The organism is Parasphingomonas halimpatiens, from assembly GCF_036663795.1.
Classification (GTDB): domain Bacteria; phylum Pseudomonadota; class Alphaproteobacteria; order Sphingomonadales; family Sphingomonadaceae; genus Sphingomonas.
The window spans coordinates 15,907-41,043 of sequence record NZ_JAXOJP010000035.1; the positions used below are offsets into that span (position 1 = coordinate 15,907).

Genomic DNA, 25,137 nt, shown 5'->3' on the forward strand with positions numbered 1-25,137 from the left:
GATCGAGGCCGGAGACGGTCTGTTTCGTGAAGGAGTGGCGTTGGCTGCCGGTCGTCGTCGCCCGGGGTCAGGCTGCTTCCGAAAGGACATTGAGACGCTCGACGCAGGCGGTTTCGACGACCGCCTTGAGCAACCCTACCCGCTCACCCAGCCAGGTCAGCTGTTCGGCGGTGATGCGATATTCGCGCGAGTAGCGCGCCTTGATGTAAGCCTCGCGCAACCGGGCATAGGCCTGTCGCTCGGCCTTGTTGGTCGATGGCCAGACCTGCTTCAGCCTCGGTTCCATGTCCTCGGCCAGCGAGCGTAACCGATTGAGATTGTGGGTCTTTGGCGCATACAAAGTGCGGACGAGAAAAAGGCACTGGTACAGCCGCTCGGTCGCTTGGTGAAACAGGAATGCCGCCAGCTTGTTGTCGCCATCGCGCAACGCGTACCCTGCATTCCTGATTAAACCCCCGGCGCTCTCCAGCGTCTCTTCGAAATATTCCTGCGTCTCGCGGAGGGCCTCCTCGGCCGATAACGGTTGCGGTTCGACAAAAGGATGGTCCGGTTCTTCGAACAGGACGACCCCGTCGCGCAGGATATCGATAAAGAAATAGCGCCCCAACCGCAGCTTCTCGTTCACGTCGTCGAGGTTGTGGTAGACGAGGCTGACCGGGGTTCGCAGCCGCGTCCCCTCGGCGAGCAGCTCGAGCAACCGATCCTCGGTCTTGAGCCAGAATTCCGGGACATCGGTCAGGTCTTCATGATCGACCACGACCAGCAGATCGTAATCGGAGAAGTAGCGCCCGACCGGATCCTCGACCCAGTCGCCGCGCGCAAAGCTGCCGAACAGGATGATCTTCAGCAGCTTGCCCTGACGGAACCTGGGTTGCGTGCGATGCCTGATCGCGGCGGCGAACCCGTCACGGATCACCTCGACGACGAGTTCCAGCTCGCGCCGTTTGCCTTCGGGCAGATGGTCCAGGTTACGCTTCATCGGCGGCAGAATCGCCCGAACAGCGCGCGAAGCCAAGCCCATAATCGCTCGACCGCATCCGGCGACCCGGCTTCGCGGTGAAGATGCAGCATGGCATCGGCGATAGCACGTTCGACCTCGTCCATGCCGATGCCGAGTTGATCGGCGATCTGGGCATAATCGCGGTCCTCGAACCGGTGCAGGTCGAACACCGCGCGCGGGCCGGCCGGCATCGTGTCGAGCGCGCGGCGCAACCGTTTCAGCATGCGTCGAGAGGGTCGGGAATTTTCCATGTCACCGTTCCTTTTTCCCGCGCGGCGCCACCGGGACGGCGGCGGCGCGCGGCCGGATTTCGAGCGGGCCGCAGAGGAGTGAGCGGGCGCCGTGGGAGCGGCGCCCGCCCCGTTCAGGACGCCAAAGGTCTCGGGTCGCTATCGCCTTCGCCCTCGCCATCACGGTCCGGCGCGGGAAGGATCGGCGCCGGCGCCGTAGGCGCAGCATCGTCGGACAGCGGCTCATTATCGTTGCTCGCTCCGGGGTCCGGCTGAGCCGCCGCCAGCGCCCGTGCATGGGCCGCGACCGAACCGACCCCGCCGCGCGCCGTATAGGCGGAAGGCGGGAACGCCATCCAGCGCGGCACCCAGCGCTCCACCTTGTCGCGCCCGCCCCTGCCGTCGAGATGACCGCGCACGATGCCTTTCAGCACCTTGGTCTTCTCAGCCTTATTGGCCTCGGCAATGGTGCGGCCGGCGACCTCGCCGACCACGTCGACCAGCACCTCCCGGTCGCGGATGAGATCGAACACCGCGTCGTCCGCCGTCCACCAGTCCGCCATGTCGATCCCGACATGCAGCCCGACCGCGTCGACCGCCGCGCTGCCGCTGGCGAGCGTCTCGCCCATGACGACCGCGATCACCTCCAGCACCACCGTATCGGGCAGGTCGAGCAGCCGGTGGAACAGGCGCACCACACCGCCCTCGCCGCTCGCGCCGCCGGTCACGGTCGGCGCGTCCTCGTCGAACCCGAGAACCGCCAGCACCGCGCGGCGGCGCTCGTCGAACCGCGCCTCGCCGATGCTGTTCTCGACGCTCTCGCGCACCGCATCGTTCGGCGCCGCCTGCGGCTCGACCGACACCCGCCACAGATGCGAACCTGCAACGGCATGGGCGACCATCAGCCGCAACGCGGTCCCCGGCTGCGCGCACAACGCCGCGCGGACGGCGGCATGACGGTGGAGATCGATATAGGTCTGGAGCGTCGCGGTGACCTCGGCCCGTGCCGGCTTCCGGTCGCTCGCCGGATCGTCACCCTTGGCGAGGCGCGCCGCTTCCTTGCGGCTGACGAGCCCCTCGTGGAACGTCACCTCGCCGTTCGCGCGCACGTCGATATAGACCCGCCCGCCCTTCTTCCTGCCCGCCTTTTCATATTCCCAGGCGTGGAAGTGCTCCGAAGGCGGCACGATCACGGCGTTGGCCCAGCCATCGGCGATGAATGCCAGCCGCCGTGCCTCGATCGCTTCATTCTGCGCGGTCCAGAAGGCGTCGCTGTCGGCAAAATAGCGCTCCTCACCGAACAGGTCGGCGATGGTGGCAAGCCCACTCGCCTGCCAGTCGAACAGCGCATGGCCGACGGGGATCGACTGCCCGCCGAACAGCCACGCCTTCACCTGATGCCCGGTCGGCGCGTGCGCGTTGGCATCGTCGGCCAGCGCCAGCCACGCCTTTTGCTGGGTCTTGGAGGCGAGGGTCAGATGCCGCACGGTGACCCGGTCCACCTTGTCGCGGCGATAGAGGTCACGGATGCGCGGCAGCAGATTGCCGAGCGCCAGGACGCGTTTCACCGTCAGGTCGGGCAGCCCGAAGGTGAGGCCGATATCCTCCGGCGTGCGACCTTCCTTCACGAGCCGGGTAAAGCTCTCCCACTGGGTCACCTCATCGGCATCGAGCCGCGCCATGTTCTCGATCAGTGACGCTTCGATCGCGGCGGCATCGTCACCGGCGTCGAGGATGGCGCAGGGCAGCGGCTCGACCTCCTCCCCGCCCGCGCGCCGCTCGTCGGCGACGATACAGGCGGCGGCGTAGCGGCGACGCCCGGCGACGATCTCGAACCCGTCCGGCGCACAATTGGGGCGTACCAGCACGGGCTGGATCACGCCGCGCCGGCGCACGGTCGGCAGGATGTCCGACACGTCGGGGGCTTTGCGGCCCCAGCGGATGTTGCTCTTGCTGACAATCAGCTTGTCGAGCGGGATGAATTGCAGTTTCATGAGTATCTCCCTCTAGGAGAGCCGGTCCGTCGATGATGTGAAGCGTGGGCGGACCGGCTGATCGGCGGCGAACGGCCGTCACGTCAGCCCGCGCCGCCCTCGTCGGACGGGTAGGGAAGCTTGCTCTTCTCGATGTGCAGCAGCACCGCGTGCATCAGCCGCTCCGCGGCCATGATGCTGCCGGTCTTGCGCGCCGCCTCGGCATAGGCCGACAGCGGGAAGTGCCCCCGGAATGCCTGATCGCGCTCGATCGACAGGCCGAACGGCAGCCTGACGCCCGCAATCTCCGACAGGCTGAACACGCCCAGTTCGGGGCAGCCGAAGCCGAGGTCCGCCAATCCGAACAACGTATCGCCGTCCTCGGCGAGTTCGGTCGCGAGCCAGGTCGCGGCGCCGCACGGGTTGAACAGCCGCACCACCGGTGCCGGGTCTGGTTCTGCGCGCCCGTTGGCGACCGCATCGCAATGGGCGCGCGCATTGGCCCGCAGCGCCGCGCGAAGCTCGGGGGTGAGAAGCTCGCTCATCGCGCCGCCTCCCGCGCGGGCGCGCCAAAGCCGTGCAGCGCGTCGTGGCGCGCGAGCAGCCAGTCGGCGGCCTTGCTCGCAGCGCTCGCCGCCCGGAAGATCGCTCTGTTGTCCTCGCGCAGTACCGCCAGCCACGAGGCGAGGTAATCGGCATGACGCACGGTCGGCGCGATACCGAGCGAGGCGCAGAGGAAGGCCGATCCCATTTCGGCCACCAGTTCCTCGCGGGCATAATCCTTGGTGCCGAAGGCGGTGGTCAGGTGCCGGTCGAGCCGCGACGCGTGACCGGTGGCATGGGTCTTATGCCGATATCGGCATAATGTCCATAATGCCGCGATCCGGATTATGCCGCATGGCCTCCGCTGGAGGTTGGTTTTCCTGGCGTCGGCCATGCGGCTGTTCGGCATAATCAGAGCCCTTCCAGGAACGCGAGGAGCTGATCGTCCGGCCGGAACCGGCTCGACGGTGTGGCGGAGGCGGCGACGCGAGCGAGTGCCTTTTCCTTCATCCGCATGTCGGCGTGGATGTAGATCTGGGTGGTTTCGACGTTTTCGTGACCCAGCCAGAGCGCGATCACCGCAGGATCGACGCCGTGGTGGAGCAGGTCCATCGCCGTGCTGTGGCGAAGCGTATGCGGTGTGACCCGCCTGGAGCCGATGCTCGGGCATGCTCGCGCTGCCGTCAGGCAGTGCTTGCGGACCAGATGCTCAAGAGCATCGCGGCTCAGCCGTTCGCCGCGGATCGACGGGAACAGCGGCCTGCTCTCATCCTTGTCGGCGCCGATCCACGCCGCCAGCAGCTTGGCCGTCTCGCGACGCAGCGGCGTGGCGCGTTCCTTCCGCCCCTTGCCCATGCAGCGGACGTGCGCACCGCTCCCGAGCACAACGTCGCCGCACTTGAGGCCGACCAGTTCGGAGGCCCGCAGGCCGGTCTGCACCGCGAGCAGGAGCAGCGCGTGGTCACGCCGTCCCGCCCATGTCGTGCGGTCGGGCGCTGCCAGCAACGCCGCGATCTCGTCGCCGTCGAGGAACGTCACCGCGCGCTTCACATAGCGCTTGTTGGGCATGGCGAGGATGCGCTGGCAGTGCAGCAGCCAGGTCGGATCGCTCATCGCGACGTAGCGGAAGAACGATCGGATCGCGGCGAGCCGGGTGTTCCGGCTGCGCGCGCTGTTACCGCGCGCCGTCTCGGTGTGGACGAGGAAGTCGGCGACCAGATCGGCGTCGATGTCCTCGATCGTCAGCTTGACCGGCGGCTTGCCGTGTCGGGCACTCGCATACCGCAACAGCAGCCGGAACGTATCGCGATAGCCCGCGACCGTATGGCGGCTCGCCTCCATCTGAACGCACAGCCGGTCGGTGAAGAAGCGCTGGACCAGCGCCGGCAAGGTGGCGGCGCTCATTGGGTCGCCTCCGCGCCGCTGGTGGCCCGCACCATCGCCAGATCGAGCAGTTCCGGCACCGCTTCCAGATACCAGTATGTGTTGGAGGGATTGCTATGGCCCAGATAGGTCGTCAGCCGGATCATCTCGCGCGCCGGGTCTGTTCCGGCGCGGTACCAGTCGATCATCGTCTTCACCGCGAAGCTGTGCCGAAGATCGTGGACGCGCGGTCCACGCTCATGCTTGCCGTATGGCTGATGGGTCCGCAGGCCGATCTGCTGACAGGCCTGCGCGAAGTTGTACCGGGCGGAGCAGTCAGTGAGGCGCGTGGCCTTGTCGGTCACGAACAGCGGCTTGGCCGGTTGGCCGATCAGCCGGTCGCGCTCCGCAACATAGTCCACCAGCTGCGCAACGACGCTCTGGTCGAGCGGCAGCAAGCGCTCTCTGCCGAGCTTGCCTTGTCGCACGCGCATGACGCCATGGTCGGTGTCGAGGTCGTCGCGATTGAGCGCCAGCGCCTCGCTGATCCTCAGGCCAGTGACCGCAATGAGCCCGAACAACGTCGAACAGGTCAGCCCGCGCAGGCCGTATATCGACGGCAACGCCTTGGCCGCCGCGATGATCGCTCCGATCTCGGCATCGGTGTAAATATGCGGACGCGCCCGCTTGTAGGCGCCTGGCAGCAGACCTCGCGGCGGCACTTCATGCGCCGGATCGAAGCTGCTCAGCCACTGCGCGAACAGGCGCACGACGCTGAGCCTCGCCACTCGGGTCGAGGAGCAGGCCTCGGCCAGCGTGGCGTGCCAGCGCAGGAACAGCGCCGTGTCAATGCGAGCGGCGCCTTCGCGATCGGCGAACCGGGCGAAGCGGCGGAGGATGCGCTCACTGGTGCCAAGGTCGTAGCCGAGGCTACGCCGGACGCGCAGATAGCGGTCGAGCTGGAGGGTGAGGCTCATAACGTACCTCCCGCAACCGGCCAGGGCTGCGCGATCGACCGCAGTCCATCAATGTCGAGCCGAGCGTATATCATCGTCGATATCCGCGAGCGGTGCCGCAACACGTCGCCCACCTCGTCGAGCGATGCGCCCGCGTTCACCAGCTGGGTGGCGAGGCTATGACGCAGCAGATGCGATCCCACATAGGGCGTCACCGGCTTTTGCCCGGTCGCCTTCAAAGCCTCCTTGAGGATGGCGTTGACGATCTGCCCATCCTTGAACGGTCGATGCGGCGCGCGATGGGTGACGAACAGCGTGCGGCAGGTCGCCGGCCCTCGTTCCTCACGAAGATAGCCGCTCAGCGCGTCGCCGACCTCCACGGTGATCGGCAGGCGGTCGTGCAGCTTGCCCTTGCCGCGCACCAGCAGTTCGCCCGCACGCCAGTCGATATCGTCGAGCTGGATCGCGATGACCTCGGCCGCGCGCAGGCCGAGCCGAGCCATGAGCAGCAGCATTGCATAGTCCCGCCCACCGTGCCGTTGATTGTCGCGGACAGAGGCGAGCACGGCATCGACGCCATCGGGCGACAGATGGCGCGGCAGTCGCGCGCGCCAGCGCTTCGCCGTCTTCGGCACGCTCAACGCCAAGTTGGTCGCCGTGGCCCCGCATCCGAACAGATATTGAAGGAAGATGCGGACATGGGTCGCCACCGTCTTGTCGCGACGCGCGCTGGCCAGCACATGCTCCATGAAGCCGATTGCGTCAGCGGGACGCAGGCGGCCCGGATCGATCACCAACTCGCCGAAGCGATAATCGAGGAAGCGGCGCGCGAAGCCCATCGTGTGCGGGATGGTGCGCGAACTGAGGCCGCGCTGTTTGACGAGATAAGTCTCGAAGTCCGCCAACAAAGCGGAACGCGCGATCTGCGCTTCGGTCAGCGGCACCGGCTGCGCCACGCCGATATCGACCAGATGCTCAGCGAACCGCCGCGCAAGATTGTGCGGACAGATCGTCTGGCCCTGCTTTCGCGGTACCATCCTTCCCAGCCGTTCGGCCTGATCGAGCGTCAAGGCGGAAGGCTCGATCCCTTCCGCGTCCATCACCTGGCCAAGCTTCCTGATGATCGAACGGTAGGTCGTGATGGTGGCCGCCTTGTAATTGGCAGCGGCAAAGCTCTTGGCGAACGAGTCCAGGTACGGACCGACGCAGGTTTCCAGATATTCAGGCATGATCTTCGTGCTCCATGTTGTTGGAGCGAGGAAGATTATGCCGAATGGGCTTGGCGCGATCATGCTGCAAACCGCGCCATTTCGACGGCGCGCGGCATAATCCGGATCGCGGCATTATGGGTCAACTCATGCAGCGCGGTGCGGTACCAGTTGATCTGGTCATAGAAAGCGGGCTGTGGCGGGACCTGCACGAAGTCCGGCTCCGGCGCGTAAAAGGCCTCGTCGCCACCGATCCGGAAATCCACCCCCGAGGCGGCGATCACCTGTTCGGCGACGGGGATCACCTCGCGCTCGGGCAAGGGTGCCGGGTCGGTGGCAAGCCCGGTGCGCAAGCCCTCGCACTGCGCGACGTTGAACACGGTGAAGCGCTTGAGGAACGGCACCACGCGCGCTTCCTCGCCCGTCTCCCGCGCGCGCTCGCGCTCGGCGCCGGGCGTGAACCGGTCGGCATAGACGACGCACACGCCGCGCTCGCCCTTGCGGACGCAGCCCCCGGCCTCCTGGGCCCGCCGGAAGGTCAGCCACCCTTGCGACGGGTAACCGCCCTCGATCACCGCGCCCCACAAGAGCAGCACGTTGATCCCCGAATAGGGCCGCGCGGTCACCGCGTTGCGCGGCATGGCGGCCCCTGCCCCGCCGCTGCGGCCCCATGGCTGCACCCAGGGCACGCGCCCGCCTTCCAGTTCGGCGATGATGCGGGTCGTTACCTCGTCATAGACATTCGATCGCGCGGCGCCGTCCGGGCCGGACGCGCGGACTTTGCGGGTCTTGCGCATGGCTGTCCCTCCATCCACCGCCCCAACCACCATGGCCTCCCCGGACAAGCGGGGGTGGGCGGCAGCAGCGAAGGACAAGGGACCGCCACAGCGGACGGCGGCACCCGCAGGGGCGGAACGCAAGTGGAGCACCCCGGCGCAGCCGGGGTTGCCGCCGCCCGCGGCGGTCCCAGGACGAGCGCCGCCCACCCGCGCTTGACCGGGAGAGGCCAAAACAACGCCGCCGCGCGTCAGCGCGGCGCCTTCACCCCCGGCGGCGCCAGCCGCCACTCACAAAGAGGGGCTCCCCGCGCGGAGCCTGTCTCCGTCGGCGAGCCCGCGGGCCCATATAAGGCGCCGGACTCTGGCGTAAGCCTGCGTCGCCAGTGCACGACAACAGCCCGCTCCTTTGGGGGCAGCGACTTGCTGACCCGCGCCAGCTGATCGTTACCTCAGGCCGAGACCGCACCCAGGACGGGCTCGGTGGCGCGGCCGCAGCGCCGCGCCATAGTGAAGGGTCGCGCGGCGACCAGCCGCGCGAGGCGCGCGCTAATCCCCCAGGATCTTAAGGGAATGACGGCAAGTAATGCGTGGCGGCATTTCGGATCAGCGATAAATGGAGCGATGCCGTCACTGGCGAAAGCTCGTCAAAACTGGGTGGATGACGTTATCCTACAGGCATTCACGCCTTCACGGATTGTCATGGGCATGGATGGTGATTGCGCAGTTTACAAAGTTTGCAATCGACGTGATCGGCTATTTCTTCACCTGCTTCCAGACAGCTTGTGGACCAGCGGGTAGCTTGTCCATGTGCTTCAAGAAGAGAGCGATCGTCCAGATTTGTCGGTCGTTGAGCGTCGTGGCCCAGGACGGCATACCGGTGAGCCGGATTCCGTGCTTGATCTTCCAGTACGAAACACCTTCCGCATCATCCTCGACACCCTCTGTCGCGAGTTGCGGCGGCGCGGGATAAAGCCCTTTGGCTACGGGCGATGACGTGGCGTCGCCAGCTGCTGTGCCGTGGCATATCGCACAGTGCTGACCGTATAGCGTGACACCTTCGATCAGATTGGCGTCGGTCAACGCCACCGGGTTAGGTCCTTTCGGCGCCACTCTTCGCAGTGTCGCGCTCAGCGAGGTATTCGCGGCCCAGAGTTCCAAGCCGCCGGGCTTGGCATCGGCATTGGCGGGAATCACGCCGCTCCGCAGCAGCAAATATGCGGCAATCAGCCCGACAATGACGACGGTGACGACGCCAGTGATGAAACCGCGCATTGTATGGATGCTCCTCGCAGCACCGAATTCAGCGCCCATCAACTCTACACGCTTGGCACGGCGATAGGTTCCCCTGACAGAGGCACGAGCCGAGCCCCGCTCGAGCCGCTTATCCGCGGCCGGCAATGCCAATTGCTGACAGCATTGCTTTTTGACGATGTCGGCATCGCGCCAGGTGATGCTTTCCGGAACGGCGACGGTCTACAGGTTCGTCGTTCCCGCAATGTCGAAGGGCACCCCGTCTTTCATCCTGGTGGTAGCCACCATCATGGTTGGCTTCAGGGAGCGGCCCTCGACGATGACGCGGAGCCAAGGGGCGAGTGCAGCACAGCTCGTTCCCGCGCCGCCATCACCATGTTCGTACTCGCATCGCCGCGCAGGACCGTCAGAGATACCGCCGGTAGTGTGATGGGAGAGTTCCAATTCGGAATGGTGAACGACTTGGGCGCGCGGTCCCGGATGGGATGTCCATCGGGATGCCCGGGCCGCCAGGCATATTGCGCTGGCCCATATTGCGCGACGACAACCGGCCGTCCGGCCGCGACAGCCGGACCTGGCGCGCCCGCCGCTGCAAGGCGAAAATGCACCTTCGCCGAGATCGGCGTCGCCGCGCGATTAATCAGCATCAGCGCCCATCGTCCATCGGGGCGAAGCACCGGATATGCGGTGACCGACGCGCGACCATGCCGGTCGCGGACGTTTGCGGTCGCGCGGTAGAGGAGGTGCTGCGCCGCACCTGGCTGGGCCCAAAACTGGGTCAACATACGGGCCCCGAAATAGGTCGGCATCGGCCAGCGCGCCTCACCCTTCTCGTCGGCCTGCCATAGCATCATGTTGCCGCGCCCGGCACAGTGTACCTCACCATCCAGCAACCGGTTGGGTCCGTAACCATAGAGATAGCTCGCCGAGCCCCCTCGCGTCAGGAAATCGGCAACCATGTCGGCGTTGAGCAGTGCGCTGGGCATTTCTACCATTGCCTGGCCCGCGAAAGCGGAGAAGCCATATTCGCTGATTACCCAGGGAATGGTCGTTGGCACCCCATCTTCACCCAGTCTCTTGTAGAGCTCCCTCATCGATCCGTTGGCACGGAGAAGTTTCGCGCGCGCCGAGCCGCACATATTGTCGAATGGAAACAATTCGAACGAAAAGAAGCCAAGTTGGTCGAGACCGTGATGCGCATGGAGATACTTGAAAAATTGGCTGGTCCAGGACTGGTCCTCGTCACCGTCCAGCCAGGTGTCCGATATGCCGTTGACGAGGCTTGGTCCACCAACCGAAATTTCGGGTGCGGCTTGATGGATCCGCCGTGCGAATTCCAGAAACAGCCCTCCGTAATCCGCCGCCGAGACAAGCTGGCCATCGGGCTCTTCGCCGAGCTCGACCTGGTGAACCGGCAGACCGGCCCGTTTAACATAGCGAAGCTCGGCGAGCGCGTTCTCCGGCGTGTCATACAAGATCCCTACCGGCACCATCATCGGGCCGTGTCCCATCAGACCTGCGTCGAGAATTGCGCGCAACGACGGCTGTTCCGTCTCGTCATCGCGATCTGCCGGGCAGCACGCCATGTTCGATCTGCGCCCATTGCGCGATGCACTGCGCCTCAAGCCAGGCGTTGAGCGCGTCGGGGAAGCTGGGCATGGGTTGCCGTGCGACGCTCGATCTCTCGGATCGGCATCTGATCGCGGAAATGCCAGCGCCGGATAACGCTCAATAAAGCCATGTCGATCACTCCAGTGTCCCCCGACCAGGCAGCCAGGGGGAAGGTCAAAACATGGGTCACTTCTCAGTGGAAATTATGCGCCTCCCGGGTCAGCTCTCAGTGGAAATCAACAGCCAAGGCCGCGCGAGCGCCGGACTCACTGCCGACGGACCGATCGTAGCGCCGGTCTCGCTTGCCGGCTGATTGCGCCGCGCATTTACAGCGCTTCGTCGGGGGTTTCGTCAAAACAGCAATAGCCGTGAACAGTGATGAGCGCGAGCGCATGCTGCTCATCCGGCATCGTTGCTGACAGGCTCGCCAGCTTGACGAAATCCCATGGTCCCTGGCGTGGCGGGAGCGCGGTCCCAAGGGGTTCATCGACGAGCGCGAGCATGCCGCCATCGTTGCGGAAGACCCAAACTGTGTATTCTGGAATGGTCATAGCTTTCTGTCGTTCAGTCACCCATGGCACATCCATGCGGACATACCGACGCTGCAAGCGTTTCAGTCGGTCGCGCACGGGACGGCGCGACCGCCCGCGATCCCTGAGCGATGCCGCGCGCCATCGCAGTGCGGCGAGACCGTTCCCCGGTCGGCACCGGATCGTGGCGTGACTGCATATGTCTTGAGCCAAAGTCGGCGTCGGGGACTTGTCCGTCTGAACCACTGCCCACGTGCGATTTCAGACCCAACCAGCGCAAGACAGCGAGCGACACGATGATCGCGATCGAATCTGCGATCCAGTCCCGGATATCGCAATCTCGGTGCAACGCGGGAATCGACTGAAACACCTCGATCAGAGCGCCAAGAAACGAAAGGCGCTCGCCGATCCGAGCAAGTGGCATGAGCGGATATGCGAAGGCCGCGAGGAGCGCCATGATGCTGAACGCGAGCACATGCTCGAACTTGTCACCGAAGGCGTCGACCGGCAGTGCTGGCGGATGCGGTAGCAGCGCCATCGTGACGGCGAGTACCAGTGCGCCCCAGAATGCGCCGCGGAGCGCCGCCGCAAGCCGCGACGAGACGGGTCGTAAGAATGTCATCGCTGCTTATCCTGCTCGCCGTGGCGCACAAATGGCTGGGCGGTGTCCACCGGGCCTTGACCATCATCATGATGAAACCGAGGTGACGCAGGCATTAAGACTAGACCCGTGGTGCTGATCGCGGGCTCGCGATGTGGGCGCGCACCGCTTTGCGAAGCTTGCAGAGGCGTGTGTCCGCGGTGACCAGCAAGACCTTCGAGGTCGCTTTCAAGTCAATGACATTCCAAAGTAATATCGGATCGCTCGACTCCCGGAGGGGAAATTTTCCTGCTGATCGCCGGCCGCAATCAAACTTTTTCGCCATAGCGGTGTTTATGAGCGCACGCGGCGCGTCGGGAGTGCGCCAGGATCACTCCAACGCTCGTCGAGGCGCCGAACATGACCGACTCCGCCCTGCAGCCCGAAGCGCGCGATGACATCAAGGAGCCACCGGCGCCGAAATTGCTGGAAATCCTCGGGCCGGGTCTGATCACCGGCGCGTCCGACGACGACCCGAGCGGCATCGCTACCTATTCTCAAGCGGGCGCCCAGTTCGGCTATAATCTCGGCTGGGTCATGCTGTTCAGCTGGCCGCTGATGTGCGCGATCCAGGAGATCAGTGCGCGCATCGGGCGAGTGACGGGGCGCGGGATCGCTGGAAACCTCAGGCAGCATTATCCGGCACCCTTGCTGTATGGCATCGTCTCGTTGCTGGTCGTCGCGAACACGATCAACCTCGGCGCCGACCTCGGTGCCATGGCGGCGGCACTCAAATTGCTCATTGGCGGGCCCCAGTTCGGCTATGTCGTGCTGTTCGGCCTGGTCTCGCTTCTGCTCGAAATCTTCGTTCGTTATTCGCGCTACGTGTCGGTGCTCAAATGGCTGACGCTTTCCTTGTTCGCCTATGTCGGCGTCGTCTTCGTCGTTCAGATTCCGTGGAGCACGGTCGCCTACCGGCTGATCGTCCCTCAGGTTTCGGGCGGCGGCGGTTATCTGACCGTGGTCGTCGCCATTCTCGGCACGACGATCAGCCCTTACCTATTCTTCTGGCAGGCGGGGGAAGAGGTCGAGCAGGTCAGGGAACGCGACGGCGCAAAACCGCTTGAGCGCGCGCCGCAACAGGCCCGCAGCGAACTCAAGCGCATCCGTATCGACACCTTGCTGGGCATGGCCCTCTCGAACGCCGTCGCGCTGTTCATCATCCTCACCACGGCCGCGACGCTCCACGCCCATAACATCACCGACATTCAGACCTCCGCGCAGGCGGCGGAAGCATTGCGGCCGATCGCCGGGCAGTTTGCATTCCTGATCTTCGGCAGCGGCATCATCGGCACCGGCCTGCTTGCTCTGCCCGTGCTGGCAGGATCGGCCGCCTATGCGCTTGGAGAGGCATTCGGTTGGCATGTCGGGCTCGCGCGCCTGCCGGGACGTGCCAAGGCGTTCTACGCCACGATCGCTGTGGCCATGGTGATCGGCGTCGCGATGAACTTCACGCCGATCGATCCGGTGAAGGCCTTGTTCTGGAGTGCCGTTATCAATGGGGTCGTCGCGGTGCCGGTGATGGTCGCGATGATGTTCTTGTCGAGTAATCAGGCGGCAATGGGACACTTCCGGCTTCCGCGTGTGCTCAAAGTACTCGGCTGGATCGCAACGATCGTCATGCTAGCCGCGGCTGTCGGAATGTTCGCCACATGGAACGGATGAGTTACGCGCCAACCGGCAGATGCGCCGATTTCAGGACAGGTGCGCCTGCGGCTATGCTGGCCCTGATTTGTGTGATGCCAGCGTCCGCTCGCGCGCAAGCGGCGCCAGCGGACCAGACACCGGCGCCTGCGTCGGCCGCAACGCCGCCTGCGGCGACGGTCGGGCCGCCGCCGCCAACTTTCGCTGAAGCGGGGCCCTGGAGTTTTACCGGCATCGCTGACATCGATACTTTCGACAACCTGACTGGGGGCGTAAGCGTGGTCCCGCCATCCTCGTCAAGGGATCCCGCAGCGCCGCCTATGACGGTTCCTCCCAGGGGGATGAAGGACTGACCGGGCTTGTCAGCACACAATATGTCAACGGCACCCGCTTTAGCGGCCACTTCACTGGCGATGCCTTGCCAAGGCCAATGCGCCCGGCTTCTTCCTGCAAGGCTGCCATGGAGAAGACCGATTGCCGCTCGCTAAGCTTGTCGGCGGCACGCGCGACGGCGACATCCGCCATCGACGACTGTGCGCCCATGGCGGCGCGGTGGTATGCGCTCGTCGCCTTGACCTCGGCGTCCCTGACCATCGCCATCCGTGCATCCGAGCCGAACCCGGCCCGGCTGGCGGTCTCACGCCAGTCCGCAACAAGCGACGCATGATCGGTAGCAACCTTCGCCTGTCGGGTATCGAGCGCGGCGATCTGCTTCTCGGCGGCGCTGGCCGCGTCGCGCGATGTGCCGCGCTCGCCCAGCGCCGCTTCGATCTCGGCACTGCGCGTGCTGAACGCAGCGATGACGTCGCCGGACACGCCCTTGATCTCGAACATCGAGTCCTTGGCCGCATCGATATCGTAGCCCAGCTCGCGCACCTTCAGCGCCAGTTCCTGGCGGCAGATCGCGCCGATCTGTTTCTGAAGCTGATAGATGGCGCGCGGCTCAAGGCTGCGCCAAGCGCCGTCTTCGCCCTGCGTCGCGTTCATGATGACATTATGGGTGTGAACCGCAGCAAAAAGGCGTTAGTTTGAGAGCGGCCAGACGAATGCGATCAGCGGCACACCGACGGTGATGACCAATATCGAGAGTGGCAGGCCAAGCCGCCAATAGTCACCGAACCGATAGCCGCCTGGACCCATCACAAGCGTATTGCACTGATGGCCGATCGGCGTGAGGAAATCACATCCCGCCCCGGTCGCTACCGCCATGAGAAACGGATCCGGGTTGAGATGGAGCTGCCTGGCAACGAGCACGCCGATCGGGCCCAGGACGAGGACGGTCGGCGCATTATGCAGGAACGGGGAGCAGGCCATCGCCATGACGAGCAGCGCGCCCAGGACGAGCAGCGGAGATAGCCCGACCAGCATGTGCGACAGTCCAGCGGCGATCAACGCCGTGCCGCCGGTATGCTGGACCGCCTCGCTTATCGGCGTGAGCGCACCGATCAGGATGAGTACTTCCGGCTCAAGTGCCGCATATGCTTCGCGCATGGGCAGAGCGCCGATCATTACGATAACAACGGCAGCGCCGAAGAAGCCGGCGACGACAGGGACGACGTTGAAGGCGATCAACAGGATCGCCGTGAACAGGATGGCGATCGGGCCGTAGCGCTGGCGCGAATTGCCGAGTTTCACCGCCCGTTCTGCGAGCGGCAGCAAGGAAAGCGTGCGAAAGAAGTCGGGAAAGGCGTGCTCGCCCGCCTGCAGGATCAGGACGTCTCCTGCGCGCAATGTCACCGCGCGAGGACGCTGCGTGATCCGCTCGTTGCGGCGACTGATGGCAAGCAGCTTTACACCGAACTCATCCTGCAGCCGGAGGGTCTGCGCCGTTGTGCCGACCAGCGGTGAACCTGGCTGGATGACGGCCTCGATGGACCTGACTTCCTCATAGGGCTTGTCCTTCTCGATCTCCTTTTCGGAGCGAGCCTGTCGCAGTGGCAGCCGGTCGAACAGGCTGGCAAGCGCCTCGTCGTCGCCTTCGAGCACCAGAATTTCGCCGGGTACGAGGAGGCTCCGACCGCGCCCCTTCACACGTCGGCCATTCTTGCGGACGATCGCAACGAGTTCGACCCTGTCCTTTGCGAGGTCGAGGGCGCCGACGGTCCTGAGTTCCTTCGGGAGCTCGTCCGGAACGATCGCTTCTGTAGCATAGGCAGCGCCTGCCGTACTCTCTTCGAGTTTTTCACGACCCTGGCGATTGCGCGGAAGCAAGCGCCAGCCGAAACTGACGACGATAAAGCCAAGCGCAGTGAGGCCCAGCCCGACCGGCGCGAAGTCGAACATGCCGAATGGCTTGCCGAGCGTGTCTTGCCTGACCTGGCTGACGATGATGTTGGTCGACGTGCCGACCAGCGTGACGAGCCCGCCGAGCAACGACATGAACGACATTGGCATCAGCAGAGCCGATGCAGAACTTCCTTCGGAGCGGCCGAGTTTGATTGCCGTCGGCATCAGGATGGTCAGCGCGCCGACATTCTTGGTGATGATCGACAACAAAGCTGTGGCGCCGGCCAGTGCCGGCACCTCCAGGGGCAACGACTTGAGCCGTGACAGTCTTGGCGTCAACGCCGCTTCGAGCAGGCCTGATCGGGCGACCGCAGCGCTGACGATCAGGGCAGAAGCGATGATGACGACGACATCGCTGGTAAAGCCCGAAAAGGCACTCTTGATGGGCACGATGCCGACGGCGATCGCGATCAGCAGGGCGACCAGCGATACGAGATCGTAGCGAAACCTGCCCGACGCGAACGTCACGATCGCGCCCGCGATGATGACGAATGACAATATCTGCGGCGTTTCCACCTGAGGCTTCCCCCTCCCGGACAACCGAAGATTGGTCCGATCGTTTGACGCGTGAAGCCGACAAAGGTTCAGAATTTGGAATATTCGGCATCGTGGCGGGCGTTCACTCAATCTTGAAGGTTGATTCGCGCTTTCGTAGCGGCACGACTTCGGCCGGCATTGAGTCCGGTTTCCAAAGGGACGCCGCGATTGTCGCCCCGTCAGACCAGTGACAGATCCGCTGGCTTGGCGTTCGGAAACACGCTGGAAAGACGATCAGCGCCCAAGCCGAACTGCCGCGCCGCGAGCCCACCGATCATCGATCGATAGTCGGTCAGGACCGGTAGGTCTCGGCCCTGATTCAGCGACGCTCGCGACAGTGCGACCTGTGGCCCCGCGATGCGTCCGCCGTTCACGCCGCCGCCGAGGACCCAGTAGATGCTGCCGTGTCCGTGATCGGTGCCCCTGTCGCCATTCTCATGGAACGTTCTCCCGAATTCGGATACGACCACGGCGATGGTGTTGCGCCACGCATCTGGCCCGATCTCGTCCGCCAAGCCCGCCAGGCCGCGCCCAAGCTCGCCGATATGGTTCGCAAGATAGCCCTGTGCGCCGCCCTGATTGACGTGCGTATCCCAACCCCCGACATCCACGAAGGCGAGATTGAACTGATCGCGCATCAAGCGCCCGATGCGTCGCGCTGAAAGTTCGAAGCCCTTGGGACTCACCGCACCGCGGCCGGCTTCCTTCATCTCCTGCGCGACCGTCTTGAACACCGCGTTGCGGACCTGGAAACCCTCGACAACGGCGCTGCCGAGGTCGCTCGCACCGATATGCTGGCCCTTGTACATGGCGGAGATCAAGGCGGCATCGCGAGACGGCACTGCCGGCCTCGAGCCGACCGCGTTAAGCGAGACGTTGGGAACCATTGCCCCGCCGCGAAAGCACAGCGGCACCTGATCGGTGAACGAGATCGGGTTGTCCTGTCCGAGCGCGGTCGCGAGGCGCGCCATGAAACCCGAATTGTAGTCACGGTGCGCGCCGATGGACTGGCCGAGTTCAATCGTGTCCTGGGTCTCGAAATGGCTGCGGCTCATATCGTCGGTCCCGACGAACGGCACGAAAGCGACCTGCTTCTTCTCCCACAGCGGAAAGATCGAGTCCCTGAGCGCTGGGTGCAGGCTCCAATCGGCATCGAGCGCGAGGGGGGCATTCGGGTCCGTCGGGTCCGGCTTGCCGAGCGCGATCGTGGGGCGCGACAGATGATAGAAATCGCTTCCGGTCGGAGCAATAATGTTGGCCGCATCATAGGCGCCACGCAGAAACACCACGAGCAAACGGCTTCCCGCCAGCGGCGCGGCAAACGCTCGCCCGGCGATGACGAGCGGTGCCAGAGCGGCGGCACCCGCGAGCAGTTCGCGGCGATTGGGAATCATGGAGCTTCTCCGTTCACATCAGCGGCGCATGAACTCGGGCGAGGACAGGAACAGCGCGTTCCAATCCTGCGGCGATGTCGCCTGGCTCAGCGCGGATCGCGTCTGGTCGTTCAGCAGCGCGGCGATCGCGGTGTAATAGGCAGCCTTCTGCAACCGCGGCAGCGGAGGCGCCGGAACGGGGGGTGCGGCAGCTGCCGGCGTCACGCTCGGCCCGGGGTTTGCGGTGTTCATCGTCGAAGGCATGTCGGCCGCCATCGCGAGACCGGTGGCCATGCTGGCGCCCGTTGGCGGGATCGGAGCCCTGAACAGGCCGGCAGCGCCACCGCCGATCTGGCGCGCAATCTCGAACCGCACCGACATCTGTCCGGGCCCGACCCAGCCTGCAGACCCCATCGGGTAACCGTCGGGCGTTTCGCGCGCGAAGAGGCCCTCTCCCATGCGGTTGAGCCAGCCAAGGATCGGCTGGACGTTCACGATCTCCTGATTGCCGTACATCACGCGTACGGCCGATACCGCATAATGCACCGGATCCTTGAAGGCCCCGCCGAGCGACTGGCGAAATTCGGGTGCGCGAATCATCGTCCGCAGGACTGCGGCCATATCGCCATCGCTCCGCTGCCACGTCGCGGACATGTGATCGATCAGCGCTGCGGGCGGCGTATCGCCCATGAAATAGGTGGCGATCTGCGCGGAGACGTGATGTGCGGTCGCGGGTGACCGGGCGATCAGGTCGAGTGCCTGCTCGACCTCGCCGAAACCACTGCCCTTGATCGCATGACCCAGGAACTGCTTGTCGCCGAAGTCGTGCCGGTCGGGATTGAACTCGAACAGGCCGGCGCGGATGTAGAGCGACTGACGTTCCGGGCTGAGCTTCGGCGCGTCGTGATTGAGATCCACGCCGACCCCGGTCAGTATCCGCGCAAGTTGCTGCACATCCTGTTGAGAATAGCCCGAGCCGACCCCCATTGAATGCAGTTCCATGATCTCGCGGGCGTAATTCTCGTTGATATGGTTCGCCGTGTTCTGATCGTTGTCGAGATAGCGGAGCATCGCGGGATGGCGCAGCGTCGCTTCGAGCAGATCGCGAAACCTGCCCAGCGCGTGATCGCGAAGCCGGTCTTCATAGTCGCCGACCATCGCACGGATATCGCGCTTCTGCGTCTGGACGTTGAAATGGTTGAACCAGAACCACGTCATCTGTTCGCGCAGCTGGTCCCGGGCATAGATGTCGCGCAGCAACGACCGCGTCGCCGCCTCAGTCGCGAGATTGGTCATATATTGCTGGTAGGCCTTGCGCGCGGCATCCCTCTGCGCAGTGTCCGGGAGCTTGTTGGCGTAGCGGATCGCGGCGTCACCATTGACGACCAACTCGGCTATCTGTCGTTGACTGATCTGCATCGCCGCGATCTGTGCCGCCGGGCCGGGCGGCAGCGCGTCGTCCGGGCGCTTGAGCTGCGCAGTGAGCCATTGGTCGCTACCGGGTGCGGCGCCCTCGATCGGGGCAGCGGAAACGCCCCAGGTCAATCGGTTCGCCCACGCTACCTCGCTCACGCCGGGTGCGGCCGCCAGCGCGGGGGACGCGATCGTCGCCAGGATCAGACTGGGCGCTGAGTGGATACGCATCGGCGAGCAATCTCCTCGACACCAAGAACACCTCGTTTCCTGAACCGCTCCTGTCACCAGGGAAACATGACGCAAATTTCAGGTTGGCGTCACGCGCCTGCCTAACGGAGATATCGGCATTACCGAGCCTTGCTTCGCGATGCTCAAGAAGGCGATGGCAGAACGAGCTCTTTTGTGAATGGCCACACTCCACCCGTGCGGGCAACCTTGTGGCGCCCGTCAGCCGGATTGCGTTCGGGCCCGTTGGTGCCAATCTTCGACGATGGAGGCCTTGGCGACCTAGCGCCTCAACCGAGCAGTTCCAAAAGCCGGGGCCAGTTGAAGTTCAAGCGACAGGTGGCTAGCGGAGCTGACCCGACGCGCACGCTCCGACGGCGCTGTAGCGGGCGGTCAGCTTCGCGGGAGGTGATCGGACTGATCAAGTGGGCCGTCGAGGTTGGAGCCTTCGGAGACGATCAGCTTGTATCCGGCACCAAAATGATCTGTCGCAATGGACGCGGCGCCATTGCACGAAAAAGCAAGCTTCTTACGCAGCCGCCAAATAACCGTTTCGATTGTCTTTGATACTGGTTGAGCCCTTCCAACATAGAGCGAGCTGGCTAGCCTCGTCTTTGAGACCGCATTTGGAGAATTAATTATTAGTTCATCGAGAACGTCAAATTCCATGTCAGTCAAGTATATATAATAACCTGCTATCGACAGGGACATTTGATTTCGATTAAGAGATATGTTTCCCAACGTAGTAATGTTGTCACCCCATCTGCGGCTCTCCCGGTAGCCTCCTTTTCTGGCTCAATCGACAAACGGCGCGCGATGTCGCTGAAATACGCCGAAGAAAGCACCTTATTATTTTGGCTGAGGCGCCGCAACTGAAATTATTATGCATGGCACGACCGCCTTTGCGGCCACTGGATGCTATTGAAATGTCATATTATTACATCGCCAAGATCAATTATTAAATATTTCATGACAATTTAATGCTAAACGCGTTACAAATAACGCCATGGAAACTTTAGGCCTTTAACTATCATTTAGCCAGGCCGCCCTATTGAAGGGCGATGAGAGGGCAGAACGCAGATCGCAGGGAGACCAACGCGCGATATCGTCCATGGCGCTCCGTGCGCGCACTTGTCGCCGACCAGCGCGGCGCCACGATCCTCGAATTTGCCTTTGTCGCCGCGCCGCTGATGGCGCTGCTCATGGCGATCCTCGTCACCAGCACCGTCTATTTCGCGCAGGAGGGGCTCGAAACCGCGACCGAGGCGACCGCGCGCGTGCTGATGACCGGCCAGGCGCAGAGCGGCGGCTATACCGCGACCCAGTTCAAGCAAGCAGCGTGCAACGCGCTGCCTCCGTTCATGAGCTGCGCCAATCTCATGGTCGACGTGCGGAGTGCGAGTTCGTTCAGCGCGATCAACACGGGTGCGCCGACGATCACCTTCGACAGCCACGGCAATGTCTCGAACAGCTTCGCCTATACACCGGGCAATGCTGGCGACATCGTCGTCATCCGGCTGATGTATATCTGGAAGGTGCCGACCGGCCCGCTCGGTTTCAACCTCGCCACGCTTGGCAATGGCCAGCGGCTGTTGATGGCGACCTCGGTCGCCAAGACGGAGCCCTTTTCGTGAGCCTCGTGCGGGCGCTCAAACGCCTGCGGCGCGAGCAGCGCGGGATCGCGCTGGTCGAATTCGCGCTCACCGCGCCGTTTCTCATCCTGCTCTATCTCGGTACCTATCAGGTGTCGGATGCGGTCGGCTGCAACCGCAAGGTGACGATCACCGCGCGCTCGGTCGCCGATCTCACCTCGCAATATGCCACGGTGACCAGCGCCTCCGAGGCGACGATCCTCAACGCCTCGGCGCAGATCATGGCACCCTATGACACGAGCAAGGCGACGATCATCGTTTCCGAACTCTACACCGACACCAATGGCGTGACGCGGATCGTGTGGAGCCAGGCGACCGGTGCCGTCACGCCGCATACGGTCGGCGCGACCTTCACCGCCAATGCCAATCTGGTCACCAACGGCACCTATGCGATCGTCGCAGAGGTGACCTATGCCTATGTCCCGGCGATGTCGTTCGGCGTGGTCGGTCCACTGAGCCTTGGCGACACCATCTATATGCGCCCGCGCATTTCCTCTGCGGTGACGATGACATGACCCAGCTCGCGAGTCCCCTTCGCTTGTGGCGCGGCACCCGCACGCTCGTCGGCGCGCTGCGCCGCGACAGGCGCGGCAACGTGCTGATGATCGTCGGCCTGTCGATCATCCCGCTGACCTTCTCCGCCGGCATGGCGATCGACTATAGCCGCGCGATGCGGTTGCAGACCAAGCTCAATGCCGCTGCCGACGCCGCCGCGCTGGCGGCGGTGACGCGGCCGATGATGAACCAGTCGAGCAACGCCGCCTGCTCGACTGCGAAGAACATGTTCGTCGGCCAGTCGACCGGCCTGTCCGGGCTGACGATCAACGCCAACGATCCGGCGCAGCTGGCGATCACCGTCACCGACAGCGCGACGCCGACCGGCACCGGCACGACCTCGACCTGCTCGGCGTCGAGCAGCGCGACCACCGCAAGCTATAGCCGCACTGCGACGGTGACCTATCACGCCAGTTCGCAGAACGCGTTCGGTGGCATCCTCGGCCTCACGACGCTGGCGATCCACGGCAGCTCGACCGCCTATTCGGCCGTCGCGCCGAACATCGACTTCTACGTCATGATCGACACGTCGCCGTCGATGCTCCTGCCCGCGACCAGCGCCGGGCTTGCCTCGATGACCGCGGCGACGAATGGCTGCGCCTTTGCCTGCCACCAGAGCAGCACCTCGGCGAGCGACCCCGGCGGCACGCCGCGGGTCAACGGCGTCTACTGGGATTATTATCAGGTCGCCCGCAACGCCAACATCGTGCTGCGGACCGATCTCGTCGCGGGTGCGGTGCAGGACCTCACGACGCTCGCCACCACCACCGCGCAGAACAACCACGCGATCTATCGCATGGGCCTGTCGGACTTCGACTATACCTATCGCCAGCTCTGGCCGACCGTGCCGATCAATGGCTACAGCGTCGATAGCAACCTGTCGAACGTCAGCGCGCATGTGAGCGACGCGCAGGTGGTGACCTATTGCACCAACAACAGTCGCGTCTGCGGCGTCGGCGACAACGACACCGGCTCGAACTATACCGCCGCCTTTACCGGCGCATCGGCGACGCTCCCGCTCGTCTCGGGACTCGGCACCAACAACAGCGGCGACACACCACAGGCGATGCTGTTCATCATCACCGACGGCATGCGCGATGAACTCAGCGGGGGGTCGCGCTATATCGGCCCGATCCCGACCAGCCAGTGCACCGCGATCAAGAATCGCGGCATCCGCATCGCCATCCTCGACACGCAATATCTGCCGGCTTCGGCATCGGACAGCTGGTCGATCGCCAATGTGCGGACGCCCTATCTCTCGCCCACCGACCTGATCACGCCGGCGTTGACCGCCTGCGCCTCGCCGGGCCTGTTCTACCAGGTGACGACCGACGGCGACATCTCGACCGCGCTCGGCACGCTGTTCCAGAAGGCCGTGGCGAGCGCTCGCCTGACGCAGTAACGGCATTCGGCAGGGTCCCCGGACGCGACTGGCACGGCCTGAGGCAAACGCTCCGGTAGCCGCTGCGGCCCGCGTAATCCGCGCGCCCACGAGTGGCGGTTCGGCGCAGATCCAACTGGAATGCAAGCCAGCCAACTGGTAGCACGGACGCATGAGGGGGACTGGCGAGACAAGCGCAGTGCGCGAACGGGCGATGCGGTGGTGCGGATTGATCCTCAGTCTCAGCTCCGTCGGCGTCATGTTAGGCGCTGCCGCAATGCTGTACGCCGATATAGGGCGTTGACGACGCGCGAACCTCCCTTGGGCCCGAACATAAGGCATAGCCGCCCGCTGACGACCAATGCGGACCGCACAGGAAATGCCGCTGACCACCTGCCGGGCTATTCAGTGGCGCAGGCAGACTCAAAGCCGAGCGCCAAGATTGGCGGACCGGAATAGCACTTGTTCGCACCATCCCGCTACTGGCGCTAGCACCACTCTTTACAATACGAACGCCAAGTGATTTGCCATGGGAGAAGGAAGGGCGGCCATCGCTTTGCGGGCGCTTTCAGGGTAAACGCTCTGGTTGGCGCTAGCGGGTGTCATTTGGCTGGAGCAATGCGATGAAAAATGCCCAGGTGCTCGGGGACGCCCCAGCGACAATCGGGACCGTCGCGCCATCGCTTGAGATTTCCACCGGTACGGTTCGACTTGCGGGCGGCGACGCACGGCTGATCTGGACTGCCCGAGGATGAGTACGAAACTCAACACAATTCACACCCATCGGTACGATTTCTGGCTTGCGCGAGGATCTGTGGCGATCATCATTGGGCTGCAGCTTTTGATCATCAACAAGGTCACGCTTGGTCCGCAATGGCTCGCTCCAGCGCTCGAACTCGCGCTGCTCGCGCCCCTGTCCATTGCAACCGCCTGGACCCAGGGCCAGGCGCGGGATGCAACGACCGACCATCATTGGCGCAGCATCGCGCGTCAACGCCGCGTAATCCGTCTCTTCGCCGTTGTGATGACGGCGATCATTACCTTGATGAACTTCTGGGCGCTCGTGCTGCTGCTCAAGGCGCTGCTCGCCGGACATTCCGGTGAGTCGGGACAGACGCTATTGCTGGACGCGGTCAACATCTGGGCGACCAATGTGATCATCTTCGCGCTCTGGTTCTGGAGCATCGATCGGGGCGGGCCTGCCGCGCGCGGCGTGACCCGCAAGGAAATGGACGATTTCCTGTTCCCGCAAATGACGCTGGCCAAGTTTGCGGGCAATTGGTCACCCGGATTTGTTGACTATCTGTTTCTCTCGTTCACCAACGCCACGGCATTTTCCCCGACCGACACAATGCCTCTGACGCCCCGCGCCAAGATTCTGATGATGGCGGAATCGTTCGTATCTCTGCTGACCATCGCACTGGTCGCTGCGCGCGCGGTCAACATACTCGCATGACGCCGCGACGAGCGTCCACCCTCGATCCCGCAGGCTTTGCGAACGGTCGACTGGCGGCGTGCGACGGCGGCCTAGCGCTGATTTGCCATTCGGCCGTCATCGGGACGGCCCCGTCGCTTGTAAGGGCGCTACGTATCCCGATCGCCGGTGTCGGTGTCGATCAGCGATTGAGCCAGCCGGGTTGATTAGCTGGCAAGGGCGGCGCCCGCCGGCCGCACTTTTTCCGAAGGGCGGCGCCCCAGACGCACTGCGCACACGACAGGCTGAGAGCGATATCTTATAAGCGGTGCATGATCCTGGGAAATGCGTGGAGCAACGAATGGGAGCGAAAACAGCTATTATTGTTACGGCAGGCGCAGCGATCGGGGCCGTGGTCGGAGTGGCGTTGCGCAGTCCGACAATCGCGATTCTGCTAAGAGCCCGAGCGGAAAGTGGTTGAGCGATATCAGTAGGTTGTGATTCACCGTCGTTGTCGAGACGATAGGAGAAGCAGATGGCCTGGACTGATACCGCCCGCCGGCAACATAGG

Annotated in this window: 20 protein-coding genes and 3 pseudogenes; 5 read left to right on the forward strand and 18 right to left on the reverse strand. The window is 64.1% G+C overall.

Going from position 1 to position 25,137, the window contains the following annotated elements:
- Positions 1-67: 67 nt before the first annotated feature.
- From U1839_RS22515 to U1839_RS22575, 13 genes and pseudogenes are all read right to left on the reverse strand, one after another.
- A complete protein-coding gene (locus U1839_RS22515) occupies positions 68-979 on the reverse strand; it encodes a HEPN domain-containing protein (RefSeq protein WP_332805820.1) in 912 nt (303 codons plus the stop codon).
- Positions 976-1,224: a sigma factor-like helix-turn-helix DNA-binding protein gene (locus tag U1839_RS22520; protein WP_332805821.1), complete on the reverse strand. Its 249-nt coding sequence runs from the start codon at positions 1,222-1,224 to the stop codon at positions 976-978. The genes U1839_RS22515 and U1839_RS22520 overlap by 4 nt, the downstream gene beginning before the upstream one ends.
- Positions 1,225-1,364: 140 nt before the next feature.
- Complete coding sequence (locus U1839_RS22525) at positions 1,365-3,224, reverse strand: ParB/RepB/Spo0J family partition protein (protein ID WP_332805822.1); 1,860 nt, start codon at positions 3,222-3,224, stop codon at positions 1,365-1,367.
- An 83-nt stretch (positions 3,225-3,307) separates the two neighbouring features.
- On the reverse strand, positions 3,308-3,748 hold the full coding sequence (locus tag U1839_RS22530; protein ID WP_332805823.1) for a DUF2958 domain-containing protein: 441 nt from the start codon (positions 3,746-3,748) through the stop codon (positions 3,308-3,310).
- Positions 3,745-4,047, reverse strand: a pseudogene (locus tag U1839_RS22535) (zincin-like metallopeptidase domain-containing protein); the annotation flags it as partial. The gene U1839_RS22530 and the pseudogene U1839_RS22535, both read right to left, overlap by 4 nt.
- Before the next feature lie 110 nt (positions 4,048-4,157).
- Positions 4,158-5,150, reverse strand: coding sequence for a tyrosine-type recombinase/integrase (locus U1839_RS22540; RefSeq protein ID WP_332805824.1), 993 nt, complete (start codon positions 5,148-5,150; stop codon positions 4,158-4,160).
- Positions 5,147-6,085 carry a tyrosine-type recombinase/integrase gene (locus tag U1839_RS22545; RefSeq protein ID WP_332805825.1) on the reverse strand — a complete coding sequence of 313 codons (939 nt, stop codon included), beginning with the start codon at positions 6,083-6,085 and terminating at the stop codon, positions 5,147-5,149. Before U1839_RS22545 ends, U1839_RS22540 begins: the two co-directional genes overlap by 4 nt.
- Positions 6,082-7,293 (reverse strand): tyrosine-type recombinase/integrase, encoded by a 1,212-nt coding sequence (locus U1839_RS22550; protein ID WP_332805826.1) that lies wholly within the window; start codon positions 7,291-7,293, stop codon positions 6,082-6,084. Before U1839_RS22550 ends, U1839_RS22545 begins: the two co-directional genes overlap by 4 nt.
- 116 nt (positions 7,294-7,409) lie before the next feature.
- Positions 7,410-8,069 (reverse strand): annotated as a pseudogene (locus U1839_RS22555) (ArdC family protein); the annotation flags it as partial.
- A 735-nt stretch (positions 8,070-8,804) separates the two neighbouring features.
- The gene (locus tag U1839_RS22560) at positions 8,805-9,323 is read right to left on the reverse strand and encodes a c-type cytochrome (RefSeq protein ID WP_332805827.1); all 519 of its coding nucleotides are present in this window, start codon (positions 9,321-9,323) and stop codon (positions 8,805-8,807) included.
- A gap of 278 nt (positions 9,324-9,601) precedes the next feature.
- On the reverse strand, positions 9,602-10,840 hold the full coding sequence (locus U1839_RS22565; RefSeq protein WP_332805828.1) for a hypothetical protein: 1,239 nt from the start codon (positions 10,838-10,840) through the stop codon (positions 9,602-9,604).
- 399 nt (positions 10,841-11,239) lie between these two features.
- Entirely contained in the window at positions 11,240-11,464 is a 225-nt protein-coding gene (locus U1839_RS22570) for a hypothetical protein (protein WP_332805829.1), read from the reverse strand.
- A gap of 13 nt (positions 11,465-11,477) precedes the next feature.
- Entirely contained in the window at positions 11,478-12,065 is a 588-nt protein-coding gene (locus tag U1839_RS22575; RefSeq protein WP_332805830.1) for a VanZ family protein, read from the reverse strand.
- Between the two features lie 378 nt (positions 12,066-12,443).
- Here U1839_RS22575 and U1839_RS22580 point away from each other — a divergent pair, with 378 nt between their 5' ends.
- Positions 12,444-13,748 carry an NRAMP family divalent metal transporter gene (locus tag U1839_RS22580; RefSeq protein ID WP_332805831.1) on the forward strand — a complete coding sequence of 435 codons (1,305 nt, stop codon included), beginning with the start codon at positions 12,444-12,446 and terminating at the stop codon, positions 13,746-13,748.
- Positions 13,749-14,045: 297 nt separating this feature from the next.
- On the opposite strand, the pseudogene mobF reads toward U1839_RS22580, so the two are convergent.
- From mobF to U1839_RS22605, 5 genes and pseudogenes are all read right to left on the reverse strand, one after another.
- Positions 14,046-14,723 (reverse strand): annotated as a pseudogene (gene mobF / locus U1839_RS22585) (MobF family relaxase); the annotation flags it as partial.
- 27 nt (positions 14,724-14,750) lie between these two features.
- Complete coding sequence (locus U1839_RS22590; RefSeq protein WP_332805833.1) at positions 14,751-16,640, reverse strand: SLC13 family permease; 1,890 nt, start codon at positions 16,638-16,640, stop codon at positions 14,751-14,753.
- Positions 16,641-16,729: 89 nt separating this feature from the next.
- Complete coding sequence (locus U1839_RS22595) at positions 16,730-17,944, reverse strand: DUF1501 domain-containing protein (RefSeq protein ID WP_332805834.1); 1,215 nt, start codon at positions 17,942-17,944, stop codon at positions 16,730-16,732.
- 18 nt (positions 17,945-17,962) lie between these two features.
- On the reverse strand, positions 17,963-19,567 hold the full coding sequence (locus U1839_RS22600) for a DUF1800 domain-containing protein (protein ID WP_332805835.1): 1,605 nt from the start codon (positions 19,565-19,567) through the stop codon (positions 17,963-17,965).
- A 390-nt stretch (positions 19,568-19,957) separates the two neighbouring features.
- Positions 19,958-20,275, reverse strand: coding sequence for a winged helix-turn-helix domain-containing protein (locus U1839_RS22605; RefSeq protein WP_332805836.1), 318 nt, complete (start codon positions 20,273-20,275; stop codon positions 19,958-19,960).
- A gap of 410 nt (positions 20,276-20,685) precedes the next feature.
- Between U1839_RS22605 and U1839_RS22610 the strand changes: the two genes are divergently transcribed.
- The 4 genes from U1839_RS22610 (at position 20,686) to U1839_RS22625 (ending at position 24,608) form a co-directional block, all read left to right on the forward strand.
- On the forward strand, positions 20,686-21,198 hold the full coding sequence (locus U1839_RS22610) for a TadE/TadG family type IV pilus assembly protein (protein WP_332805837.1): 513 nt from the start codon (positions 20,686-20,688) through the stop codon (positions 21,196-21,198).
- The gene (locus U1839_RS22615; RefSeq protein ID WP_332805838.1) at positions 21,195-21,731 is read left to right on the forward strand and encodes a TadE/TadG family type IV pilus assembly protein; all 537 of its coding nucleotides are present in this window, start codon (positions 21,195-21,197) and stop codon (positions 21,729-21,731) included. The genes U1839_RS22610 and U1839_RS22615 overlap by 4 nt, the downstream gene beginning before the upstream one ends.
- Positions 21,728-23,173, forward strand: a complete 1,446-nt coding sequence (locus tag U1839_RS22620) for a TadE/TadG family type IV pilus assembly protein (protein WP_332805839.1) — start codon at positions 21,728-21,730, stop codon at positions 23,171-23,173. The genes U1839_RS22615 and U1839_RS22620 overlap by 4 nt, the downstream gene beginning before the upstream one ends.
- A 793-nt stretch (positions 23,174-23,966) precedes the next feature.
- Positions 23,967-24,608 (forward strand): hypothetical protein, encoded by a 642-nt coding sequence (locus U1839_RS22625; protein WP_332805840.1) that lies wholly within the window; start codon positions 23,967-23,969, stop codon positions 24,606-24,608.
- The last annotated feature ends 529 nt before the right edge of the window (positions 24,609-25,137 follow it).